25 protein-coding genes are annotated in these 21,955 nt (G+C 43.0%); 13 read left to right on the forward strand and 12 right to left on the reverse strand.

Going from position 1 to position 21,955, the window contains the following annotated elements; all coding sequences use genetic code 11:
* Nucleotides 1-81: 81 nt before the first annotated feature.
* The gene (locus CHI10_RS11660; protein WP_095244456.1) at nucleotides 82-930 is read right to left on the reverse strand and encodes a YitT family protein; all 849 of its coding nucleotides are present in this window, start codon (nucleotides 928-930) and stop codon (nucleotides 82-84) included.
* 227 nt (nucleotides 931-1,157) lie between these two features.
* Here CHI10_RS11660 and CHI10_RS11665 point away from each other — a divergent pair, with 227 nt between their 5' ends.
* Nucleotides 1,158-1,343: a histidine kinase gene (locus CHI10_RS11665; RefSeq protein WP_095244457.1), complete on the forward strand. Its 186-nt coding sequence runs from the start codon at nucleotides 1,158-1,160 to the stop codon at nucleotides 1,341-1,343.
* Nucleotides 1,344-1,405: 62 nt separating this feature from the next.
* Here the strand turns inward: CHI10_RS11665 and CHI10_RS11670 are convergent, their stop codons facing one another.
* The 3 genes from CHI10_RS11670 to CHI10_RS11680 all read right to left on the reverse strand — a co-directional run bounded on the left by CHI10_RS11670 (nucleotide 1,406) and on the right by CHI10_RS11680 (nucleotide 5,283).
* On the reverse strand, nucleotides 1,406-2,635 hold the full coding sequence (locus CHI10_RS11670) for a PucR family transcriptional regulator (RefSeq protein WP_095244458.1): 1,230 nt from the start codon (nucleotides 2,633-2,635) through the stop codon (nucleotides 1,406-1,408).
* A gap of 121 nt (nucleotides 2,636-2,756) precedes the next feature.
* Nucleotides 2,757-4,220: a sodium/proline symporter PutP gene (gene putP, locus CHI10_RS11675; RefSeq protein WP_095244459.1), complete on the reverse strand. Its 1,464-nt coding sequence runs from the start codon at nucleotides 4,218-4,220 to the stop codon at nucleotides 2,757-2,759.
* Between the two features lie 145 nt (nucleotides 4,221-4,365).
* On the reverse strand, nucleotides 4,366-5,283 hold the full coding sequence (locus CHI10_RS11680; RefSeq protein WP_095244460.1) for a proline dehydrogenase family protein: 918 nt from the start codon (nucleotides 5,281-5,283) through the stop codon (nucleotides 4,366-4,368).
* Nucleotides 5,284-5,544: 261 nt separating this feature from the next.
* Here CHI10_RS11680 and CHI10_RS11685 point away from each other — a divergent pair, with 261 nt between their 5' ends.
* The 8 genes from CHI10_RS11685 (at nucleotide 5,545) to CHI10_RS11720 (ending at nucleotide 14,889) form a co-directional block, all read left to right on the forward strand.
* Nucleotides 5,545-6,699, forward strand: coding sequence for an ABC transporter substrate-binding protein (locus CHI10_RS11685; protein WP_095244461.1), 1,155 nt, complete (start codon nucleotides 5,545-5,547; stop codon nucleotides 6,697-6,699).
* 80 nt (nucleotides 6,700-6,779) lie between these two features.
* Entirely contained in the window at nucleotides 6,780-7,655 is an 876-nt protein-coding gene (locus tag CHI10_RS11690; RefSeq protein ID WP_048011758.1) for a branched-chain amino acid ABC transporter permease, read from the forward strand.
* Between the two features lie 12 nt (nucleotides 7,656-7,667).
* The gene (locus CHI10_RS11695; protein ID WP_095244462.1) at nucleotides 7,668-8,645 is read left to right on the forward strand and encodes a branched-chain amino acid ABC transporter permease; all 978 of its coding nucleotides are present in this window, start codon (nucleotides 7,668-7,670) and stop codon (nucleotides 8,643-8,645) included.
* Nucleotides 8,617-9,390 (forward strand): ABC transporter ATP-binding protein, encoded by a 774-nt coding sequence (locus tag CHI10_RS11700; RefSeq protein WP_095244463.1) that lies wholly within the window; start codon nucleotides 8,617-8,619, stop codon nucleotides 9,388-9,390. The genes CHI10_RS11695 and CHI10_RS11700 overlap by 29 nt, the downstream gene beginning before the upstream one ends.
* Nucleotides 9,383-10,093: an ABC transporter ATP-binding protein gene (locus CHI10_RS11705; RefSeq protein WP_095244464.1), complete on the forward strand. Its 711-nt coding sequence runs from the start codon at nucleotides 9,383-9,385 to the stop codon at nucleotides 10,091-10,093. Before CHI10_RS11700 ends, CHI10_RS11705 begins: the two co-directional genes overlap by 8 nt.
* A 95-nt stretch (nucleotides 10,094-10,188) precedes the next feature.
* Complete coding sequence (locus CHI10_RS11710; protein WP_095244465.1) at nucleotides 10,189-11,169, forward strand: glycerophosphodiester phosphodiesterase family protein; 981 nt, start codon at nucleotides 10,189-10,191, stop codon at nucleotides 11,167-11,169.
* A gap of 161 nt (nucleotides 11,170-11,330) precedes the next feature.
* The gene (locus CHI10_RS11715) at nucleotides 11,331-13,067 is read left to right on the forward strand and encodes an ABC transporter ATP-binding protein (RefSeq protein WP_095244466.1); all 1,737 of its coding nucleotides are present in this window, start codon (nucleotides 11,331-11,333) and stop codon (nucleotides 13,065-13,067) included.
* Nucleotides 13,060-14,889 (forward strand): ABC transporter ATP-binding protein, encoded by a 1,830-nt coding sequence (locus tag CHI10_RS11720; protein ID WP_095244467.1) that lies wholly within the window; start codon nucleotides 13,060-13,062, stop codon nucleotides 14,887-14,889. The genes CHI10_RS11715 and CHI10_RS11720 overlap by 8 nt, the downstream gene beginning before the upstream one ends.
* A 66-nt stretch (nucleotides 14,890-14,955) precedes the next feature.
* Here CHI10_RS11720 and CHI10_RS11725 read toward each other — a convergent pair whose 3' ends face one another.
* Nucleotides 14,956-15,621 (reverse strand): vWA domain-containing protein, encoded by a 666-nt coding sequence (locus CHI10_RS11725; RefSeq protein ID WP_076260313.1) that lies wholly within the window; start codon nucleotides 15,619-15,621, stop codon nucleotides 14,956-14,958.
* A gap of 75 nt (nucleotides 15,622-15,696) precedes the next feature.
* Nucleotides 15,697-16,758 carry a M20 family metallopeptidase gene (locus tag CHI10_RS11730; RefSeq protein WP_095244468.1) on the reverse strand — a complete coding sequence of 354 codons (1,062 nt, stop codon included), beginning with the start codon at nucleotides 16,756-16,758 and terminating at the stop codon, nucleotides 15,697-15,699.
* A 321-nt stretch (nucleotides 16,759-17,079) separates the two neighbouring features.
* On the opposite strand from CHI10_RS11730, the gene CHI10_RS11735 reads away from it, so the two are divergent.
* Nucleotides 17,080-17,583 (forward strand): DoxX family protein, encoded by a 504-nt coding sequence (locus tag CHI10_RS11735; RefSeq protein WP_095244476.1) that lies wholly within the window; start codon nucleotides 17,080-17,082, stop codon nucleotides 17,581-17,583.
* A 56-nt stretch (nucleotides 17,584-17,639) separates the two neighbouring features.
* On the opposite strand, the gene CHI10_RS11740 is transcribed toward CHI10_RS11735, so the two are convergent.
* The 3 genes from CHI10_RS11740 to CHI10_RS11750 form a co-directional block, all read right to left on the reverse strand.
* Complete coding sequence (locus CHI10_RS11740) at nucleotides 17,640-17,828, reverse strand: YfhD family protein (protein WP_048011767.1); 189 nt, start codon at nucleotides 17,826-17,828, stop codon at nucleotides 17,640-17,642.
* Between the two features lie 93 nt (nucleotides 17,829-17,921).
* Nucleotides 17,922-18,047, reverse strand: coding sequence for a YfhE family protein (locus CHI10_RS11745; protein WP_095244469.1), 126 nt, complete (start codon nucleotides 18,045-18,047; stop codon nucleotides 17,922-17,924).
* 74 nt (nucleotides 18,048-18,121) lie between these two features.
* Nucleotides 18,122-19,027, reverse strand: coding sequence for a TIGR01777 family oxidoreductase (locus CHI10_RS11750; RefSeq protein WP_095244470.1), 906 nt, complete (start codon nucleotides 19,025-19,027; stop codon nucleotides 18,122-18,124).
* Between the two features lie 104 nt (nucleotides 19,028-19,131).
* On the opposite strand from CHI10_RS11750, the gene recX reads away from it, so the two are divergent.
* The gene (recX, locus tag CHI10_RS11755) at nucleotides 19,132-19,935 is read left to right on the forward strand and encodes a recombination regulator RecX (RefSeq protein WP_095244471.1); all 804 of its coding nucleotides are present in this window, start codon (nucleotides 19,132-19,134) and stop codon (nucleotides 19,933-19,935) included.
* Between the two features lie 18 nt (nucleotides 19,936-19,953).
* Here the strand turns inward: recX and CHI10_RS11760 are convergent, their stop codons facing one another.
* Nucleotides 19,954-20,625, reverse strand: a complete 672-nt coding sequence (locus CHI10_RS11760; RefSeq protein WP_095244472.1) for an SDR family NAD(P)-dependent oxidoreductase — start codon at nucleotides 20,623-20,625, stop codon at nucleotides 19,954-19,956.
* A 178-nt stretch (nucleotides 20,626-20,803) separates the two neighbouring features.
* Between CHI10_RS11760 and CHI10_RS11765 the strand changes: the two genes are divergently transcribed.
* A complete protein-coding gene (locus CHI10_RS11765; protein ID WP_095244473.1) occupies nucleotides 20,804-21,133 on the forward strand; it encodes a YfhH family protein in 330 nt (109 codons plus the stop codon).
* Nucleotides 21,134-21,193: 60 nt separating this feature from the next.
* Here the strand turns inward: CHI10_RS11765 and CHI10_RS11770 are convergent, their stop codons facing one another.
* Both CHI10_RS11770 and CHI10_RS11775 read right to left on the reverse strand, forming a co-directional pair.
* Nucleotides 21,194-21,352 (reverse strand): YpzG family protein, encoded by a 159-nt coding sequence (locus CHI10_RS11770; RefSeq protein ID WP_009335831.1) that lies wholly within the window; start codon nucleotides 21,350-21,352, stop codon nucleotides 21,194-21,196.
* Between the two features lie 19 nt (nucleotides 21,353-21,371).
* Nucleotides 21,372-21,542, reverse strand: coding sequence for a small, acid-soluble spore protein K (locus tag CHI10_RS11775; RefSeq protein ID WP_095244474.1), 171 nt, complete (start codon nucleotides 21,540-21,542; stop codon nucleotides 21,372-21,374).
* Nucleotides 21,543-21,669: 127 nt separating this feature from the next.
* On the opposite strand from CHI10_RS11775, the gene CHI10_RS11780 reads away from it, so the two are divergent.
* The gene (locus CHI10_RS11780; protein WP_095244475.1) at nucleotides 21,670-21,939 is read left to right on the forward strand and encodes a YfhJ family protein; all 270 of its coding nucleotides are present in this window, start codon (nucleotides 21,670-21,672) and stop codon (nucleotides 21,937-21,939) included.
* Nucleotides 21,940-21,955: the final 16 nt, after the last annotated feature.

Below are 21,955 nucleotides of genomic sequence, written 5' to 3' on the forward strand. Positions count from 1 at the left end.
ATTGATAAGCGAAAAACAATAATTTATACGAAAAGAGCATATAAAATAAAGCTCCATCCATTGCGGATGAAGCTTTGCCAATTATGCCAGCCGTTTAAAATTTTGGCCGAGTATTTCATTCATGGTATGAACAGTGATAAATGCTTTATTATCAACCTGGGTGATGTAGCCTTTCAGCTTTGTAAAATCTTTTCTGCACAGGATAGTTGTAATGACTTCTTTCTTATCTGAAGTGAATGCGCCTGTTGCCGTGTGAATGGTTGCACCCTTCCCAAGTTCATGGACAATATAGGTTTTAATTTCATCACTGTGGTGGCTGATAATCACAATTTCCTTGTTTGAATTGAATTGCTGAAGTGCATAATCAATCACTAATCCATTAATAATGACCCCAAAAAAGGCATACATGCCCACTTGCGGACCAAATAGAATGGCGGAAGACAGGGCAATGGATAAATCAGCCAGAAGCACGCCTCTGCCAACTTCAATATTTAAATATTTATTAAAAATCATAGCGATGATGTCTGTCCCGCCAGTGGATGCCTGCTGGTTAAACACAATCGCCATGCCGGTTGCGGCGATGCATTGCCCGATAATCAGCTGAATAAGCAAGTCATCACTAAGCGGATGGGCCATCGGGGCGAACTTCTCAAGCGCCCACACATAAAAGGACAGCGCAAAGCTTGCATAAATGGTTTTTGCCCCAAAACCAGATCCAAGAAAAACAAACCCAACTGCAAACAATATTAAATTGACAAGAATCATGAATGTACCAATCGAGAAATCGGGAAATAAATCATTCATGATAATCGACAATCCGCTGACCCCTCCTGTTGCTAAATTATTGAGGGACAAGAAAAAATGGACATTTATAGAAACCAGGAAAGCTCCCAGGTTGATCATCATAAAAGAAAATAGTTTATGCCGCATCGCCGCATCCTCCTTTTTTATAGTATTTTTTCGGATTCCGTAAAAAGTGGAACAACGGGATTATAAAGCCCATCAAGCCCCTTTGTAAAGGGAATGAGAGGAAAAAAATAAGGTTTAATAATTAAGAAAATTGGAAGGGTTTGCAAAAGCGGATGCTATTATCTATTTTTGTTTAATTCTTATATAATAGTTATGACTAGCACGAGCACGAAAGGATGTAAGAAATCTTGAAAAATAGAAAGCTTATTGTCATTCCCATTATGATACTTGTAGCCGGGGCTGCCATGTGGATGCTGAATAAGGATTATCAGCAGATAGACCTGATGATCCGCTTGTTGATAGCAGCCGGTGCAGCACTATTATCAGGTGTGATCTCCTATTTTTTATTCAAGCCGGAAAAAGAAGAACAGTAAAATGCCTGCTCCCTGGATAGGGGACAGGCATTTCTTTTGGGGAACTTAGTCTCCCCGCATTCTTATTTCCTCCGCTTAAGAAGCTGTAAATCAATATACAGCTGGCATCTTGTGTTAAAGTCGTCAAAGTCGATTGAGGTCAGGTCGGTAATTTGCTTCATTCGGTATTTTAATGTATTGGTATGAATGAAAAGCTGTTCAGCCGTCGGCTTGAGGCGGCAGTTGTTCAATAAATAGACTTCAAGCGTCTTCAAAAGGCTGGTTTGACTTTCCAGGTCTTTTTTCTGCAGCTTCATAAGGTCTTCATTTACATAGTTTGTCTTGATATTATGCTGGGCGATTGGTTCCAGGTAACGGAACACCCAAAGCTTTTTATATTCATAAGGCAGTTCTTCAGGCGAGCCAATGAACTTGGCTGCCTTGATGACCTCCAGGGCTTCCCGGTAGCTTTTGCGCAGATTTAGGATGGAGGAATATTCTCCTCCGATCCCTGCATACACAGTCTGCTGCCTGAATTGGCTTAGAACGGTATTGGTTAATTCGTGTGCGTCTTCTGAAAGGCTGCCGGGTGCAGGGGAGCTGCTGCCGATCATCACGATGATTTCATGCTGATTCGTAAAGATGTGAGCGGGATGGCTGAGGGCATTAGCGAACAGCCGAACGGTTTCATTTAATTCCGCAAACATCTCTTCATCTCCCTGAACGACCGTAAATACATTGATGATAAAGGCCTCCGGAAGGATGATTTTCACATTGGCTGCTTCCCACTTAATCTGATCTTCCGTCTGGTAGGTGCGATCAATAATCTTTTGATAAAATTGATGTTTTTCTTCTTCTTTACGGAGCTTCTTCAGGTTTTTCTGATATAAAAGCTTTCCAATATGGAAGGAAACGTCATGCAGAAACTGCATTTCGCTTTCTGACAGACTGCCGTCCAATTCCTGAACCCAGATAAATCCAAGTATCTGCTCTTTATATTTAGCGCTTACAACTACACGCTGGTTAAGGCCGATTTCTTCCATCTTCTTAATTCTGAAAGGCTCAGGGATTGTCTTTAACTGATCAACAATGCCTTCATCCATAAATTTCTCCAAAATGGGAATCGGCCATCTCTTCGAAAATATGGTCTGCTGGTTCGCCAAATCAAAATGCTCTATATAATACGAGCTATAAGCCAGCAGCGAGAATTGCTCATCCTCGATGACAACAGGCTTCTTCAAAAAAGTGCTGACCATTTCTGTAATCTCATCAATATCAGTCAAAGTAAGGATTTTCTCCAGCGGCTGGCTCATTAAGCTCCCTCCTTATTATTGCTGTTTTTATTATAGTGAAAAACGGTGACAGGCACCACCCGAATTTTGTCGAAAGAAAAAGGACCGGGCATTATCTTAGCCCAGTCCTGATAAGTCTAGTTTATTTTAAGATTTTTTCAAAGTCTTCAAACTGTTTTTCAACTTCAACAGATGGCTTCTCGGTCAGAAGGCTCACCACGATGATGGCAATTAAGCTGGCAGCAAAGCCTGGAATCATTTCATAAAGGAAGTCGGATAATCCGGCTTGAGACCAAATGATGACAGTGCTTGCTCCAACAATCATCCCGGCTAATGCTCCCCATCTTGTCATGCGCTTCCAGTATAAGCTGAGGATGATAAGCGGACCGAAAGCGGATCCGAAACCAGCCCATGCATAACCCACAAGGTCGAGAATCGTTTCATTTTTCTCCCATGAGATAAATAAGGCAATGATAGAAACCAGCAATACAGATAATCTTCCTATTGTAACCAATTCTTTATCTGTAGCAGAGCGGCGGAAGAATGTCTTATATAAATCCTCCGTTAATGAGCTTGATGTAACTAGCAGCTGGGATGAGATAGTACTCATGATAGCCGCAAGGATTGCCGAGATTAAAAAGCCGGTAATGATCGGGTGGAATAAGACCTCGCCAAGGAGGATGAAGATCGTTTCGGGATCTTCGATGCTAATCCCTGTATCCGCCACATAAGCAATTCCCACAAAACCAGTCAGCATAGCGCCAATACTCGAGAAAACCATCCAGCCCATCCCAATGCGGGTGGCTTTCTTGATTTCTTTAACAGAACTGATAGCCATAAAGCGGACGATAATATGTGGCTGTCCAAAATAGCCAAGGCCCCATGCAAAAAGGGATACGATGCCTAATAGACTTGTCCCTTTAAAGATATCAAGGAAAGCTGGATTGATTGTTCTGGCAGTATCAATGGCCGGCCCAAATCCTCCTACATGGAAAAGGGTTACGATTGGTACAAGAATGAGGGCGAGAAACATAATCAGACCCTGAACAAAGTCTGTCCAGCTAACCGCAAGGAATCCTCCAAATAGTGTATACGCAACCACAACACCTGTAATGATCCATAAACCTGTGTGGTAATCCAGCCCGAAAGTGCTCTGGAATAAAACGCCCCCGGAAACCATGCCTGATGATACATAAAAGGTAAAGAAAATTAAGATAACTAATCCTGAAATCAGGCGAAGGATTTTGGAAGCATCCCCGAATCGGTTTTCTAAATAACCTGGAATCGTAATAGAATCATTGGCTACCTCAGTATACGTGCGGAGCCTTGGTGCCACATAAATCCAGTTTGCCCATGCCCCAAGAGTCAAGCCGATGACAATCCAGGAAGCGCTCAGGCCAGTGGCATACATGGCTCCAGGAAGGCCCATCAAAAGCCATCCGCTCATATCGGAAGCACCCGCGCTTAAAGCGGTTACCGCAGGACCCAATGTTCGTCCTCCAAGCATGTAATCTGATAGATTGGAAGTCCGTTTATACGCATAATAGCCAATCCAAAGCATCCCAATCATATACACGGTAATGGAAATAATTAATGCATAATCCATTTTGTCAGCCTCCTTTTTGTTGGTTTAACAAAATATTTAGATAAAATAAGCGATGAGAAAGCGGTGGTTTGCTTTCTCATTACCTAGAAATCAAGAATGGTTTCTTTTTATTATAGTTATAATTTAATATTTTAGAAGAAAAATATTATTTCTTGAAAATGCCTTTAAAAGCAAATGCAATATTAGCCGGCCGTTCAGCAAGCCTTCTCATGAAATAGCCGTACCAGTCCATGCCGTATGGTACATAAACACGCATCCTATAGCCTTGCTTTGCAAGCTCCAGCTGTGTTTTATTCCTCATGCCATAAAGCATTTGAAACTCGAAACGTTCGTTTGAAATGTTATGCTTCTTGGCTAATTCTTTTGTGTACTCGATGATTTGGTCATCATGAGAAGCTATTGCTGTATAGTTTCCGTTTAAGAGACTTTGTTCTATTAATTTCTTATAGTTCTCATCAACATCAGTCTTCTCCGGAAATGCGTGCTCAGGTGCTTCTTTATAAGCGCCTTTTACCAGTCTTAAGAAGGGCTGGTATTTCCCCAGATCCGCGAGATCCTGTTCAGTCCGGTACAGGTACGCCTGCAGAACGGTGCTTACACAGCTGTACTTCTCTTTAAACTGTTTAAATAAATCGATCGTTGCCTGGCAGCGCGGCACATCCTCCATATCGATTGTCACCATGATCTTATGCTTTTCGGCAGTATCAAGAATTCTGGTCATGTTTTTCACAACAAGATCATGATCAATATCCAGACCAAGAGAAGTCATTTTCAGGGATACTTGTGAATCAAGTCCTTCTTTGCTGATCATTTCAATGGTTGAAATACATTCCTCAGTCCGTTCATTCGCCACTTCCACGGAGTCAACAAATTCCCCCAAATGATCCACTGTTACAGAAAGTCCCTGGTTATTCAGATCCCTGATAAAGCGGACGCTGCTTTTGAAATCAACCCCGCCTATTAATTTTCCTGCGGCAAAACTTCCGCCTTTATTCTGGGCGATTTTATTCAGTAAGCTATTTTTAGATAAATATAGGAAAAAGTCCCTTGTAATCGCTTCCATTTCAACAAGCACCTCCAATGGTTATATCTTTAGATTAATCTTACAATTCTGTGACAAGTTACGACAATGTTCATAAAAAACAAAGATTCAATCAATCTATTGTTGACAGAAGACAATGAAAGGCTGCATTTTCCATATTCCGCTCCTAATTAATATGTAAGAAAAGTTTCCATATTATTGTTTACAATGACAAGCATTTGTATTTAAATAGTAATATAGTTTTGAATATTTCTTTATTTCAGAAAACGGGGGTAAGAGAAAATGAGAAAGCAGTTGAAGAAATTTGCTCAATTTACGGCATTATCCAGTTTGCTTGTCCTCTCTGCATGCGGCGGCAATCAGGCGGCAGGGGATGAGGATGGGGAGAGCAGCGGAGGAGCTGTTAAAGCGGATATTGGTGTTATTTCTTATATCAGCGGACCGGGTGCAGCTTATGGTGAAGCGATCACAAATGGCTTAAAGCTTGCACAGGAAGAAATCAATGGCAAGGGTGAAGTCAAGATAAACCTTGTAGTTGAGGATTCTGCCGGCAAGCAGGATCAGGCATTGACAGCAGCTCAAAAGCTTATGAATTCGGAGAATGTGACAGGCATTATCGGGCCTACCTTAAGTACTGAAATGAATGTAGTTGGACCTGAAGCCGATCTGAACGGAGTGCCGATCATGGGAACTTCAACAACGGCAGAAGGGATTCCGCAAATTGGGGATTATGTCTTCCGCAACTCGCTTCCTGAAGCATTGGCGATTCCGGCTGCAATAGATAAAGCCATTGAAAAATATGATGCTAAAAAAGTAGCAATTCTATATGGGAATGATGATGTTTTTACAAAATCGGGCTATGACACAATGAAAAAAGCAGCGGAAGAGAAGGGACTTGAAATCTTAACGACTGAAACGTTCCAAAAAGGCCAATCAGATTATAATGCTCAGCTGACAAAAATCAAAGGTTTAAAGCCCGACCTTATCCTGGCTTCAGCTCTGTACAATGAAGGGGCGGTCATCATGGATCAGGCCAGAAAAATGGGCATTGATGTTCCGTTTGTCGGAGGAAACGGATTCAATTCTCCTGAGGTCATCAATATTGCAGGGGATGCAGCAAATGGCCTGATTGTGGCAACTCCATGGTATGGCGAAAAAGAAGATGATAAGGTCAAGGAATTTGTAAGCAAATATGAAAAGGAATATGGCAAAAAACCGGATCAGTTTGCAGCACAGGCGTATGATGCTCTGTACATAATGGCTGAGGCATTGAAGAATGCCGGTGAAGCTGACCGTGATGCCCTGCGTGATGCCCTGGCTGAGGTGAAAGGATTTAACGGAATTCTTGGAGAGTTCTCTTTCGATGAAGAAGGAGATGTCGTAATGGATCCGACTGTCCTGGTTATTGAAGGCGGAGCATTTAAGGAATTTAATTAATAAGCAGCAAAAGTGAAGCTCTGGCGCCTTCAGTGCCAGAGCTTACTTTTAAGAAAATTACTAGTAAGCAGGTGAATGCCGTGTTAATCGAACAATTAATAAACGGAATTACCCTTGGCAGCATTTATGCCATCGTTGCACTGGGGTTTACATTGGTTTTCGGGGTGCTTGGGATTATCAATATGGCACACGGAGAAATATTTATGTTCGGCGCCTTTATTGGTGTTGTTGTCACTTCTACATTTAAAGGGCCGCTTTGGCTGGCCTTTCTGGCAGCGATAGCGGTAACGGCTGCTATGGGATATCTGCTTGAGCGATTTGCACTGAGGCCGCTTCGGAATAAACAGGGGGTATCCCATCTGGCTCCATTGATCAGTACCATTGGTGTATCGATCCTTCTGGAAAATCTGTCCCACCATATTTTTGGCCCGGGCAACCATCCTTTCCGTGCTTCTTTTGCGGAAATAAGCTTTCAGATCGGTTCGATAACTGTATATCTTGTGCAAATTGTCATCTTTGTTATATCTGTTCTTCTCATGTATGCCCTTTCTTTTTGGCTGGGCAAAACAAAAGCAGGAAAAGCCTTAAGAGCTACTGCTGAAAATCTGGAAACCGCAAGCCTCCTAGGTGTTGATGTGAAAAGAACCATTACCATGACGGTTATTATCGCATCGGCGATGGGCGGAATTGCCGGGATCTTAGTCGGGATGGCCTTTAACTCTGTAACGCCGCAGATGGGATTATCCATTGGGCTGAAAGGACTTGCCATCATCATTCTTGGCGGCATGGGGAATGTCAAGGGAGCGATGGCAGGGGGCCTTATCCTTGGTCTGGCCGAAACCTTTGTCGTTGTCTACGGCGATTCAGGATACAAGGATGCCATCGCTTTTGCGGCCATCATCATCATACTTCTCATCAGGCCGCAGGGATTGTTTGGCCAAAAAATTTCAGCGTAAGAAGGTGAATTCATGCTTGCAGAATTAATAAATCCATATTATTTACAGGTAGCTTCTTTTATATTAATCAACATTATATTAGGGGTTAGTATTTATATCACTCTATCAACTGGACAGCTTTCGCTCGCCAATGCCGGATTTATGGGGATTGGTGCCTATACCTCTGCACTATTGACGCTGAATTTTGACCTTCCGATTATTGCGGGCATACTGGCAGGAACTTTATTGGCAGGTGTTTTCGGAATCCTGATCGGGATACCGACATTAAGACTTCAGGGTGTTTATCTCGCCATTGTTACCCTTGGATTTGGAGAGGTGATCCGCGTTATTTTTGTAAACTGGGAGTCTATGACAAAGGGAGCTGTCGGTTTATCAGGCATACCGCATATGGGCCGAGAGCTATTGAATACGTTAAAAGACTTGGGCTTTGATCCGAAAATACTTGGGCTTCAAAATAACCAATTTGTATTTCTGGCAATCTTCCTTATTTTATTAGCGGTGACAATCAGCATCATCGCATTTTTCAGAAGGCAGAACCGCTCAAGAGTAGGACGGGCTTTCGCAGCGATTAAGCTGGATGAAAAAGCGGCTGAATCAATGGGCATCAACATCACGTATTATAAGGTATTGGCATTTGCGCAGGGGGCCCTGGTAGCGGGATTTGCAGGTGCACTGTTTGCACATGTTCTTGCGTACATAAGTCCTGCCGATTTTGCTTATCACCGTGCTGTTGAGATACTGATTTTCGCTGTTTTCGGGGGGAGCGAAGTAATCTGGGGACCGGTATTTGGAGCCCTCTTTTTAACTGTAATGCCGGAGGTGCTCCGGTTTATCAGCGAATACCGCTACATGATTTACGGTCTGATCATTATTATTATGATGGCAGTCAGACCGCAGGGATTAATTGATGTAAATATTTTAAACTGGGTCAAGCTTAAAACATCAAAGAGGAGGCAAAAGCATGGTGCTGCAAGTCAAAAAAGCATGTAAGAACTTTGGCGGGCTGAGTGCCCTTTCTGATGTCTCATTCTCGATTAAACAGGGAGAAATCTTTGGGCTTATTGGCCCGAATGGAGCCGGTAAGACCACGATGTTCAACCTGATTACATCCATGTTTACTCCTTCCTCAGGTGAGATCATCTTTAATGAGGACAATATCAATGGTTTAAAGCCGCATCTGATAACGAAAAAGGGCATTTGCCGAACATTCCAGAATATTCGCCTGTTTCCTCAGATGACAGCAGAGGAAAACGTGATGGTCGGGGAGCACTGCCGAAGCAAATCGGGTGTATTCAGCAGTGTATTCAGGACAAAAGCACAGCGTAAAGAAGAGGAGAATATCCGAAGCAGAGCGAATGAGCTATTAGAATTTGTGGGGCTGGGGGGATTTGCCGAAACTGTATCAGACAGCCTTGCATACGGCCAGCAAAGAAGGCTTGAAATTGCCCGTGCGCTGGCCAGCTCGCCTAAATTGCTGCTGCTCGACGAACCGGCAGCCGGTATGAATGAAACAGAAACCAGCGAATTATTTCAGCTTATCAAAAAGATTCAGGAACAGGGCATTACGGTCCTGCTGATTGAGCATGATATGCCGCTTGTCATGAAATTATGCGACCGTATTGCCGTCCTTAATTTCGGCAAGAAGATTGCTGAAGGCACACCTGCTGAAATCCAGAATAATCCTGATGTCATCGAAGCCTATCTTGGCAGCGAGGAGGAGGATATGTATGCTTAAGGTAAATGGGATTAACGCTTTTTACGGGAAAATCCAGGTTCTTAAAGACATCAGCCTTGAAGTGGAAGAGGGCAGTATCGTTACGATCCTGGGCGCAAATGGTGCAGGGAAGACAACGACCATGAAGACCATTTCCGGAATGCTTAAGCCCCAAGCTGGCAGCATTCAATTTCAGGGAGAGAATGTAACGGGGCTCAGGCCGGACCAGCTGCTTCGCAAAGGGATTGCCCTTGTGCCGGAGGGCCGCCAGATCCTTTCCGGAATGACAGTGCTTGAAAACCTGGAGATGGGGGCATACCACCGGAAGGACAATGAAGTTGACCAGGATATTAAGAAGGTAATGGAGCGTTTCCCTATTCTTGAAGAAAGGCAGAAGCAGCTTGGCGGAACATTATCCGGCGGACAGCAGCAGATGCTGGCCATTGCCAGGGCAATTCTCAGCAAGCCAAAGCTGCTGCTTCTGGACGAACCGTCAATGGGGCTGGCCCCGCTTATAGTAGCTGACATCTTTAAAATCATTAAAGAAATTAATGAAGCGGGGACGACTGTTCTATTGGTGGAGCAGAATGCAAGGCAGGCACTTAAAATATCACATTATGGGTATGTCCTGGAAACAGGCAAAATGGTTGCTGAAGGAAGCTCACAGAAGCTTCTGAATGATCCGCGTATCATGGAAGCTTACCTGGGGCGCAAATCAAGTTAAATATAAAAGGCTGAATCTTTTGATTTGGCCTTTTATATTTTTATCGGTTCCATTATGATTAAATCGGTTGCTAGAGTGCAAAACCCGGAGGACATATGAATAAGAAAAAGAAAATCTTAAAACGGATAATGATAACTTTATTAATTCTCGGCGTATTTCTATTTTTAAACAACAGCTCCCTGCTTACAAAAGAAAGAAACGATAAGCCGCTGCTGCTCGCTCATAGAGGAATGGCACAGACCTTTCATATGGAAGGGATTACAGGGGAGACGTGTACAGCTGAGAGAATTTACGAGCCTGAGCATAACTTTCTTGAAAATACGATTCCTTCCATGAAAGCAGCTTTTGAGGCAGGTGCAGATGTAGTTGAACTGGATATACAGCTTACAAAGGATGGACAATTTGCGGTGTTCCATGATTGGACGCTGGATTGCCGGACAAATGCAAAGGGTAATACGAGAGAGTATACAATGGAGGAATTAAAAAAGCTGGACATTGGATACGGCTATACAGCCGATCACGGTAAAACCCACCCGTTTCGCGGTAAGGGAATCGGAATGATGCCAAGCCTGGATGAAGTCATGGAAGAGTTCCCGGAAGGAGATCTCTTAATCCATATTAAAAGCAATGACTCACAGGAAGGAGTAAAGCTTGCTGAATACCTGTCGATGTTTCCAGCAGACAGATTGGAGAAAATAACTGTATATGGAGGAGACAATCCAATTGCCGCACTGAAGGAAGAAATGCCTGGAATGCGGGTTATGTCCAAGGCTACATTGAAAGATTGCCTCCTGCCATATATAGGTACTGGATGGACAGGTTATGTGCCAAATGCCTGCAAAAACTCACAGATTCATATTCCTGAATCGTATACAAAGCTGATGTGGGGCTGGCCAAATAAGTTCTTGAACCGAATGGATGAAGCAGGTACAAGAGTCATAGTGGTTGCCGGGGATGGAAGCTGGTCGGAAGGCTTTGACAGACCGGAAGACCTGAAACGGCTCCCTGAGAGCTATTCAGGAGGCATCTGGACAAACAGGATTGAGCTGATTGCCCCAGTATATAAGAAAGAATAGACGTCTGGTCTGATCCAGGCGTTTTTAAATTTTTTTAATGGAATTATTTAAAAATTTCGTAAAAAGGATTATGATAAAGATAGGATTATTTAGTTTGTCGAAGGATTTTAAGAGTATTATTATACATATATTAACTGCAATTACAGCTTGGGGGACTATAAATGGCGAAAGTATTGGCATTTCTTAAGCCTTACCGGATAGCGGTGGCTATAGCTCTGTCATTAATGCTGACTGAGCTTGCTGTTGAGCTTATTCAGCCATTATTAATGGCGAAAATTATAGATGAAGGCATCCTGCAGAATGATCTCCAGGAGATCCTGAAGTGGGGAGGGATCATGCTGGCTGCTTCTTTTGTGGCTTTTGCGGCTGGAGTCATTAATTCCTTTTATGCTGCACATGTCAGCCAGAGCTTCGGTTTTGATGTAAGGAAAAGCTTATATGACAAGGTTCAATCCTTCTCCTTTGCCAACTTTAATCTTTTTCCGACCTCTTCATTAATTACCCGTATGACGAATGATATTACGCAGCTTCAGAATACTGTTTTTATGAGTCTTCGAATCATGATGAGAGCACCTCTTTTAATCATCGGCGGACTGATTATGGCTTTTGTGGTAGATGTGAAGCTTGCTCTTATCTTATCAGCTGTGGCCCCATTCCTTTTTCTATTTCTGTTTTGGGTCATGGGAAAAGGCGGCGCGCTTTTTAAGGCAGTCCAGGAAAAGCTTGATTCTGTGAATAGCGTCATGCAGGAGAACCTGACTGGGATCCGGCTAATTAAAGCATTTGTCCGCAGAAATCATGAAGTGAAACGCTTCACTCGCACAAATGAGGATCTAAGAGATGGAACCGTTAAAGCATTACGTTTGATGGAAGTGACCATGCCTGTTCTGCTTTTCATTATGAATCTTAGTATTCTTGGAGTCCTTTGGTTTGGCAGCATACAGGTAAATGCAGGGGATGTAAAGGTAGGCGAGGTGGTTGCGATTGTGAACTATGCAACCAGAATAACGGCCGCATTCTCCATTTTTTCCTGGATTATCATGGCATTTTCCAGGGCAAGGGCCTCTGCAAACCGGGTAACAGAGGTACTGGATACTGAAGTGGATTTGACTGACCGTCAAGGATCTCATGATAGGAAGGACTTAACAGTGAGCCGGGGGGAAATTCACTTTAAAGATGTATCTTTTGAATATCCCGGCACTTCAGAGAAGGTACTCGATGGCATCAGCTTTATCATCCAACCCGGAGAAACAGTGGCAATAATGGGTGCAACAGGCTCCGGGAAGACCTCTTTATTCCAGCTTATCCCCCGCCTTTATGATGTGACTGGCGGGAAGGTTGAAATTGATGGGCGGGATGTCAGGGAATTGAAAATGGAGAACCTCCGCAGGAAAATCGGCTTTGTTCCTCAGGAAGCCCTGCTCTTTACAGGCAGTGTGAAAGAAAACATATCATGGGGAAAAGAACATGCAGCGATGGAGGAAATTACTGAAGCAGCTGTCAATGCGCAAATACATGAAACTATCATGAAGCTTCCGCAGGGGTATGAAACAAGAGTGGGGCAAAAGGGTGTTAACTTATCCGGCGGGCAAAAACAGCGCCTTTCCATTGCCCGGGCGCTTGTACGTAAGCCAAAAATCCTTCTTCTTGATGACAGCACAAGTGCACTGGATATGAAAACAGAAGCAAAACTTCTTAGTTCATTAAAACAATATACTTGTACAACCATGATCATTACGCAGAAAATCAGTACAGCCATGGAAGCAGACAGAATCCTGCTGCTTGAGGATGGAGTGCTTCTCGCTGAGGGAGACCATGAGACTCTTCTTAAAACATCCGGATTGTATAAACGGATTTTTCAATCCCAGTCTGGAGAGGAGAACAGAAACTATGCTTAAGCAAATTAAAGAACCTTTCCAGCATAAAAAGATTCCTCTTGAGCTGAATGGCGAATTTTCAAAAGGGAAAAAGCCCAAGTCTGAAAACATGGGGGCCACACTAAGGAGAATCTGGTCCTATTTAGCCTATAATAAGGGATTGCTATATCTCGTTTTATTCATGGTGGTCATCAGCTCGGCGATGGGTCTGCTTGGCCCCTATTTAGTCGGAATGGCTATTGACGATTACATTGTCACAAAGAACAGCGATGGATTTATCGCTTTACTTATCTGGCTAGGAGTCATTTATGTGATGAACTCGCTTGCCCTTTGGTTTCAGAACTATTGGATGATCGGCATTGCACAAGAAACGGTTTTTACGATGAGAACGAAGCTTTTCGGCCACTTGCACAGGCTGCCTATTCCGTTCTTTGACAAGCGGCAGCAGGGCGAACTGATGAGCAGGGTCACAAACGATATTGAAAATGTCAGCTCGACTCTGAACAGTTCAGTAATCCAGGTCTTTTCCAGCCTGCTGACCTTGATTGGCACTGTCTCCGTCATGCTTTGGCTAAGCCCTTTGCTGACGCTCATTACCCTGATCATTGTGCCGCTGATGTTCTTTGGAATGAAATGGATTACAGCACGGACAGGAAGGCTGTTTAAAGAGCAGCAGAAGAATCTTGGAGAACTGAACGGCTTTATTGAAGAAACCATATCAGGACAGAGGATCATCAAGACCTTTTCTCAGGAACAGAAAGTGATGGCCGAGTTCCGGGAAAAAGGGAAAAAACTTAAGCTGGCAGGGTTTTGGGCTCAAACTTATTCCGGGTTTATCCCGAAGCTGATGAATGTTCTGAACAACTTGAGCTTTGCCATTATCGCCGGGGTAGGGGGCATTTTTGCCATGAATGGGATGATCTCAATTGGTGTGATTGTCGTGTTCACGGAGTATTCCCGGCAATTTACACGTCCGCTTAATGACCTGGCAAACCAATTTAACACTCTTCTATCTGCACTTGCAGGAGCAGAGCGGGTCTTTGACATCTTGGATGAGGATGAAGAATTCCAAAATGAAGAGCAGCTGAAAGAGCTTGCCGAAGTGAAAGGTGAGGTTGAATTCCGGGATGTTTCTTTTTCGTATGAAGAAGACGGAAATACGGTAAGAAACGTAAACCTCCATGTCAAAGCAGGCCAGACCGCTGCTTTCGTTGGTCCGACAGGTGCTGGAAAGACTACTATGATCAATTTGCTCTCCCGCTTTTATGAACGGGACTCAGGCCGTATTTTAATTGACGGCGAGGATATCGCCAATGTGAAAAAAGAAAGCCTTAGAAAGCATATGGGATTTGTCCTGCAGGATTCATTTTTATTCCGCGGCACTGTGCGCGAAAATATCCGCTACGGCAGGCTGGAAGCTTCAGATGAAGAAGTGGTGGAGGCGGCTAAGCTTGCCAATGCCCATTCATTTATCATGAAACTTCCTCAGCAGTATGATACAGTGCTGAGCCAGGACGGAAATGGCATCAGCCAGGGGCAAAAGCAGCTTCTTTCCATTGCACGTGCATTTCTGGCCAACCCGGACATCTTAATTCTGGATGAAGCAACAAGCAGCATTGATACCGTGACAGAGCTGAAAATTCAGGATGCCCTTCAGGAGCTGATGAAAGGAAGGACCAGCTTTGTCATTGCCCACCGTTTGAACACCATTCAAAATGCGGATAAAATTTTTGTTCTGGAAGAGGGCAGGATTATTGAGGAAGGAACACATGAATCACTGCTTGAACAGGAGGGCTTTTATTACCGGCTGCATGGTAGGGCGGCAGCAGGGGCAAATGCTTGAAGTCAATGGCTATCCCAACACAAAAGGCGGACTTGATTACGATCAAATCCGCCTTTTCGCTATCGCTCAAATGACATTTTTTTCTCTTGCTTCTTTTAGCCAGTCCGGGAATTCGTTCAGCAGGAGGTCATATAGTTCGCTATCAGAAATGGCCTCTACATCTTTAATGTGGAAAAAATTTGCGTTATCAATATAGCGGCCATCCATTTCATCCAGCTTTTCCAATACCTCAAAGTTTGAATCGCCTATCCCGACAAACTGCCAGAACAAGGGTTTATCGGATGATGAAACAACAGGTTTTTTGATGGTTCTTTTGCAGCCGCCATCATTAATGAAAACAATGAAGGCAGGATCTTTGCTCGGATCTTCAGAGGTATATTTCTGAATGACATCCTCCATTACCGGTGGTTCATCATTTCTTCCGAATTTGTGTATCAGATCATTATTTAAAATATACTGATCCACATATCCTTCAAAGTCATGTTCGGTTACCGGCTTCAGCCTGGAAAATTCATTATCATAGACCCAGACATCCAATGCTCCATCATCATCAAATTGGCTGGCAACAGCTAAGATTCTCTCCACAACCCTCTGGACGGTCCCGTTTTTATATAACTTGCGCATGGAGCCGGAAATGTCCAGCACCAGACCGACTCTGGCAGTGACATTTGTCAGGTTCTTTTTCTCCAGTACAATGCCTGCTGATTTTTTTAATAAACTAATAGAGCTCATTTCTGTGGAATCCCCCTTTAATCATATATTCTAACTTTTACCATATCGGGAGACTATCCGCATTAAAAAAGCCTTCTAATTTGAAAATTTCATAGCAAAGTCGATCAGCATTTTTTCATATAAATGAATGGAATGCGGCAGAACGTATTCCTTATCACCGTGCCAGTTCATGCCGGTTGGGCCAAATTCAATGGCCGGTATCCCGTAATTGGCAAAGAACACTGTATCCGCAGAACCATGCTGTCCAAAGAAAACAGCTTTATCTTCGGTGTGCTTTTCCACAATGGGTTCAAGCATCAGTATGAAAGGATTGTCTCTGGCTGTCACAAGCGGCTTTGAGAACATATTCATGATAATTTCCCCATCTGTGATACCTTCGATTTGCTTGATGATCTCTTCATGGTTCTGGTGCGGCAAATAGCGGATATCATACGACATTACACATTTTTCAGGCACCTTGTTATAAACATCCCCACCGGTTATTTTTGCAAGATTAATCGAAGGGTATGGGTAAAATTCGGATGATTCCTTTGCAAAAGGCAATTTTAATAGCTTTTGATGCACTTCAAAAGCCTTTTCGATAGCATTGATTCCTTCCCATGGACGGCTGCCGTGTGCAGGGTCTCCTTCTATTTCAATGTCCAGCCTGATAACGCCTTTTGCTTCGAGCGCAATTCCAAGCTGAGTGGGTTCAGAGCATATGACAAAATCGCCGCGATATCCCTGTTCTGCTAAATACCCGGAACAGTTAAAGCCGCCGATTTCTTCATCTGAAACAATTTGAAGCTGTATTTTTACGCCTATGGGCATATTTTTGAGCTCTTTTACCGCGGACATCATGGCGGCAACCCCGGCCTTCATATCCGCAGCTCCACGTCCATAGATCTTATCGCGGACTTCTACAGGAATGAACTGTTCATTCTTTCCTGAAACAACATCCACATGTCCATTAAAAATAATGGTCTGATCCCCGCTTCCAATTTCACAGACAGCCATTTTATAGCCGTTATTTTCGATGACTCTTGAAGGGAGGTCATGCCCTGACAGCCATTGATGACAATATTCAATGGCCTGGTTTGCTCCCTCCTTTGAAGAACTGTCAATGGAAATGAGATCTTTCAATAAGTTTTCCAGCATATGTCAAAAGGCCTCCTTTAATACAGCAATAAATTTACACAATACTCTCTTACTATTCCCGCTTTGACAGGATGAAAACAGCTTGTTTATGATGGCCCAATAATTGTGAAGAATTGGTGAAGTGTATTGCGAAAAAGGGAGGGATGGAGTATATTATAAGTGAGGAAAGTTAGTGAAGCATTTCACAAAATACTTCATAAAACAACTTCAGTACAGCATCCTTTCCTCCTAAGAGCTGGCCGGCTTTTTAATTCCCCAAGAGGGAAAAAATTTAAGATATTATGTGAAATTATTCACAATAATAATATGGAGATGATTATAATGAAATGGTGGAAAACTCCTCAGGCAGCAGTTGTTTGGACAGTATTAAGAGTCTGGCTTGGTATACAATGGCTTGAAGCAGGATGGCATAAGGTAGCAGACGGATTTGATGCAGGCGGATTCATGCAGGGGGCCATTGCCAAAGCAGCTGGAGATCATCCGGCAGTGCAGGGCTGGTATGCGGGGTTCCTTGAAAATGTAGCACTGCCAAACGCGGATTTATTCAGCACTCTAGTGGCATGGGGCGAAGTTCTTGTCGGGGTTGGCCTTATACTCGGAGCTGCGACCATACCGGCTTTAATTGCAGCAGCTTTCATGAATCTAAACTTCTTATTAGCAGGAACAACAAGTACAAATCCAATACTGTATACAGCAGCAATTATCCTTCTATTTACAGGCGCAGGTGCTTACTACTGGGGAATTGACAGATTTGCTTATCCTTATATCAAGACAATGATGAAAGGCGGTCACGGCATAGGCAAAAGAGAAGCACACACCCACTAAGCAGAAATAGGAAGAAGCAGGAACCTGGTGTTCCTGCTTCTTTTTTACCCTTTGGCTTAGCGCTTTTTGCGGCTTTTTGCCCGCTGATCGGCAGCCTTGGAACGTGCCATTGCCTCGAGATCATCATGATCGGCAAGTTCGCGGTTAAATTCTACGTCAATGCCGTCAGACTTCATGTTTTTCGGTACTTGTGGAAGTGATGCTTTGTTTTTATCACGAGTTTTATGTCCATGTGCACGGCCCATTGCAAATAACCCCTTTCAGCAATAAAGGTACGGAAACTCAGGTGTTTCCGTACCTTTATCATGTACCATCGATCAGGGTGTTATGAGTGGAAATTAATGTTTAGGCTGTCTGCCTGCGAATCCGCCGACTTTGTCAGCCCGTTTGAATTCTCTTGAATAAGTTACTTCCTGCATGCTTGATAACGTGCTTTTGGATTTGTCTCTTTTCTTTTTATCCACTTTGTATCATCCTTTCAGAATAAGGGTACGCACTTACTTTATTTTTCCCTTATTTGACATAAATGATACAAATTTCATTGATAAATATTCCTGAGAGCTGAACGTAAATCCTTATATAAGAACTTATAGCCGGATGCCTGCAGTTTTTCGGGAAGGACTTTTTGCCCTTCTAATACCAGTGTACTCATTTCCCCGAGAGCTATTTTTAAAGCAAAACCGGGAGCTGGCAGCCAGTGGGGACGATTAAGGGCGTCACCAAGTATTTTTCCAAATTCTTTCATTGTCAGGGGATTTGGAGATGTAAAATTAACGGGCCCCTGCAGCTGCTCGTGTTCAATACAATAAAGGATTCCGTTTACAACATCATCTAAATGAATCCATGAAACCCATTGATCACCAGTTCCAACAGGCCCTCCGGCAAATAGCTTGTAGGGAAGGGCAATTCGCGGAAGGGCTCCATCGTTCTTTTCGAGAATGATTCCAAATCTGCAGAAAACGGTCCGGACTTCAAACTCTTCTGCTTTGGAGGCCTCTTCTTCCCAGCGTCTTACTGTTTCAGCTAAAAAATCAGTGCCGCTTTTCCTGTTGAATTCTGTAAAGGTTTCATTCAGGGATGTGCCATAGTAACCGACCGCACTGGCATTGATTAATGTATACGGCTTTTCTTCAAGGCGGCTAATAATGCGGAGAACTTCCCTTGTGGCAGTAATGCGGCTGTTTAATATACGCTTTTTGCGTTCATCTGTCCATCTCCCGCTGTTAATGGACTCACCGGACAGGTTGATAAATACGTCAATGCTTTCCAGAGCATCCTCAGGTGAGTCATCATCGTTCAGCCATTGTACATAATTCAGATTTTTAGAAGAGTTTTTATTTGCTGTATTTCTTGTAAGAATGAATAGTTCATGTTTTTTATCCAGTAATTTTTTAACCAAGGCGCTTCCAACAAAACCAGTTCCGCCCGCGATGGCTATTCTCATGGGAAATTCCCCTTTCAAGTGTCATATCCTTTGGTACATTTTACGACGTTTTCTTTCAAAATCCTTTTTTGGATGTGTTACATTTAAGATAAGAGGTGGAGAAAATGCCGACTATTACGAAAATCACAGTCCAGAAAAAAAACACAGACCGCTACAATATATATATGGATTATGGGAAAGGTGAAGAATATGCATTTAGTGTGGATGAAGATGTTTTAATTAAGCATCAGCTCAAAAAAGGAATGGAGCTAGATGAATTCTCTTTAAATGAAATTGGCTATCAGGATGATATCCGGAAAGCCTATAACAGGGCTATTCATTATTTATCCAGAAGAATGCGCTCAGAAACCGAAGTCCGCAATCATTTAGCTGAAAAAGAAGTGGAAGATCCGGTTATTCAGGAAGTTATCCACAAATTGTATAATTACCATTTTCTAAATGATGAAGAATTTGCAGCAGCTTTTGTGCGTACACAAATGAACACATCAGATAAAGGAAAAGGCCTGATCCGCACAGAACTGAAGGAGAAAGGGATTTCCCCTCAATTAATCGAAATGGCATTGGAGGAATATCCAAGGGATGCTGAAGTAGCTGCTGCCATAAGGCTGTGTGAAAAGTATTCAAAGAAATATGCCCGTGATTCATCAAAAATCCTTAAACAAAAGCTGGAACAGATGTTAATGCGCAAAGGCTTTAATTTCGACATCATTCAAGAAGCCGTATCTGAAACGGAGATTGAAAAAGAAGAGGATGAAGAACTGGCTGCCCTGAGGTTCCAGGCGGAAAAAGCAAGAAAGAAATATGCAAACCTTCCTGAGTTCGAATATACGCAGAAAATGAAGCAAGCCTTGTTCAGAAAAGGTTTTTCTTTTGATTTAATAGAGCAATTTTTAAGTGAAGAAGAATAACACATGGAAGCCCATGTGTTATTTTTTTGACTCGATGACAATTGAGTCTTCTTCCATATGATCCAGAATCATTTCTGCCACTTCTTTAGGAGAACGAAGCCTCGATTTATCCTTAATATGGTCGCTTTCATACCAGAAAGGGGTGTCCATGCCGCCCATATAAACTGCTTTAACTTTAATATTTGTATTCTCCAGTTCCTTCTGAAGGCTCTCCGTAAAACCCCTTACAGCGAATTTGCTTGCCACATACACGGATTCATTTACTTTCCCTTTTAAGCCCGCAGTCGAAATGATATTCATCAGCAGGCCTTCGTTTTCGTCTTTTAAAAAGGGCAGAACCGCCTGTGTCATGTAAATAGTACCGAGCGTGTTGGTGTCGAACATGTCCTCGATATTTTGCTCCGAAAGGCTGTTAACAGGCCCGAAATGCCCAACCCCGGCATTGTTTATCAGGCCATAAAGTTCATGGTTTTGGAGTTGCTCCATTAATTTGGCTATCTCATTGGTTTGTGTGATATCTGCTGTAAAACATTGAGCGCTTCCGCCGGCTTCATGAATTTCCTGTTCCACACTCTGAAGCTTATCCAATGTCCTGCCTGTTAAAACAATATGAAATCCCTGTCCCGCAAACAATAAAGCAAGCTCTTTTCCCAAGCCGGACCCTGCTCCGGTAATGATGACTGATTTCATCTGAATCCTCCTTTAAAACGTCTTATAGTCACCATCTTAGCAAAAAAGTCCAACACATGCGATTAGGCATCAAAAACAAAAGCAGGAGCCTTTTCTAAACGGGCATTTTCTCATATACTTAGCTATGGAAGCCTTAACTGTAAATGTAACTATCTGAAGAAAGTAAGAGGATATTAATATGCAGGAAAAAAGATACAGTACAATGACTACGTATGAGCTTCAGCAGGAAATTGCCAGTTTAAATGAAAAAGCAAAGAAAGCGGAACAGATGGGGATGGTAAATGAGTTTGCCGTGCTTGAACGCAAAGTAATTATGGCGAAATCCTACCTGCTCAACCCGGATGATTTTTTACCCGGTGAAATTTATGAAATCGATGGGGATCCGGGAGTTTACTTTAAAATTGACTATATGAATGGTGTATTTGCCTGGGGATTCCGGCTGAATGGAAGCAAAGGAGAAGAAGCTCTGCCCATTTCCATGCTGAAAAAATTAGCGGGAAAAGGGTGAACTGACTGGGCAGTAAGAAACAATCAGAGGGGGAAGCCCCCCCCTGATTGATGTTTCACCTTAAGAGTTTTTGCGAATCTGCCTTTTTAAAATAATGAGGTCTTGAGTTTGCTGGGTCTCGCCATTTACTTGTGAATGTGCACGTTTTGGCCTAAAGTGCGGTGAAGTAAATGGACTGGAATACGGATTATCACCAAAAAAGTTTTTGCTGTTTCCCATAACCAAGCCTCCCTGTATTTTAAAATTCAGGTGTGTCACTTTCGCGGTCTGTAGAAGCCTTCATTCGTTCCTGAGGGTGGGTGTTAATGGTGCCATCCGCCCGGCGTGAAGCATACTCTGCTTTTGCCCGCGGCTCCCCCTCCAATTTTATATTGTTCTGATTTGGGAAATTTCTCGATTTATTGCGCATAACAAGCCTCCTAAACCGGAATAAGAGCGTGACCGGCAAATAGCTGATCACGTAATACTATTATTTGTATTTTACTTGAGGCTATGAAGGATTAACGGGATTAATAAATGGAAAAGAGGTGATTTTTATGAATGAGTACCAGCAAAAGTTTTATGAGCTTTTATTGGAAAAGAATGACCTGCTTTCAGCAAGTCAGGCCCAGACATGGATTGAACTGCTTTGGGAGGATTTCGAAGCAACATATGCCAAGGCTGGCAGAGAATATAAGGGTGCTGAAATGACAGAAAGAATTGTAAGGCAATGGATCGAAAACTATGGCAGCAGGCTCCATGAATTTGTTGCCAATAATCCTAAATACAAGCATTTGCTTGAGCAGGATAAGAATACCCTAAATTAAAAACAGGCTGCCTATC

This window comes from Bacillus sp. 7894-2 (genome assembly GCF_002272225.1).
Taxonomy (GTDB): Bacteria; Bacillota; Bacilli; order Bacillales; family Cytobacillaceae; genus Cytobacillus.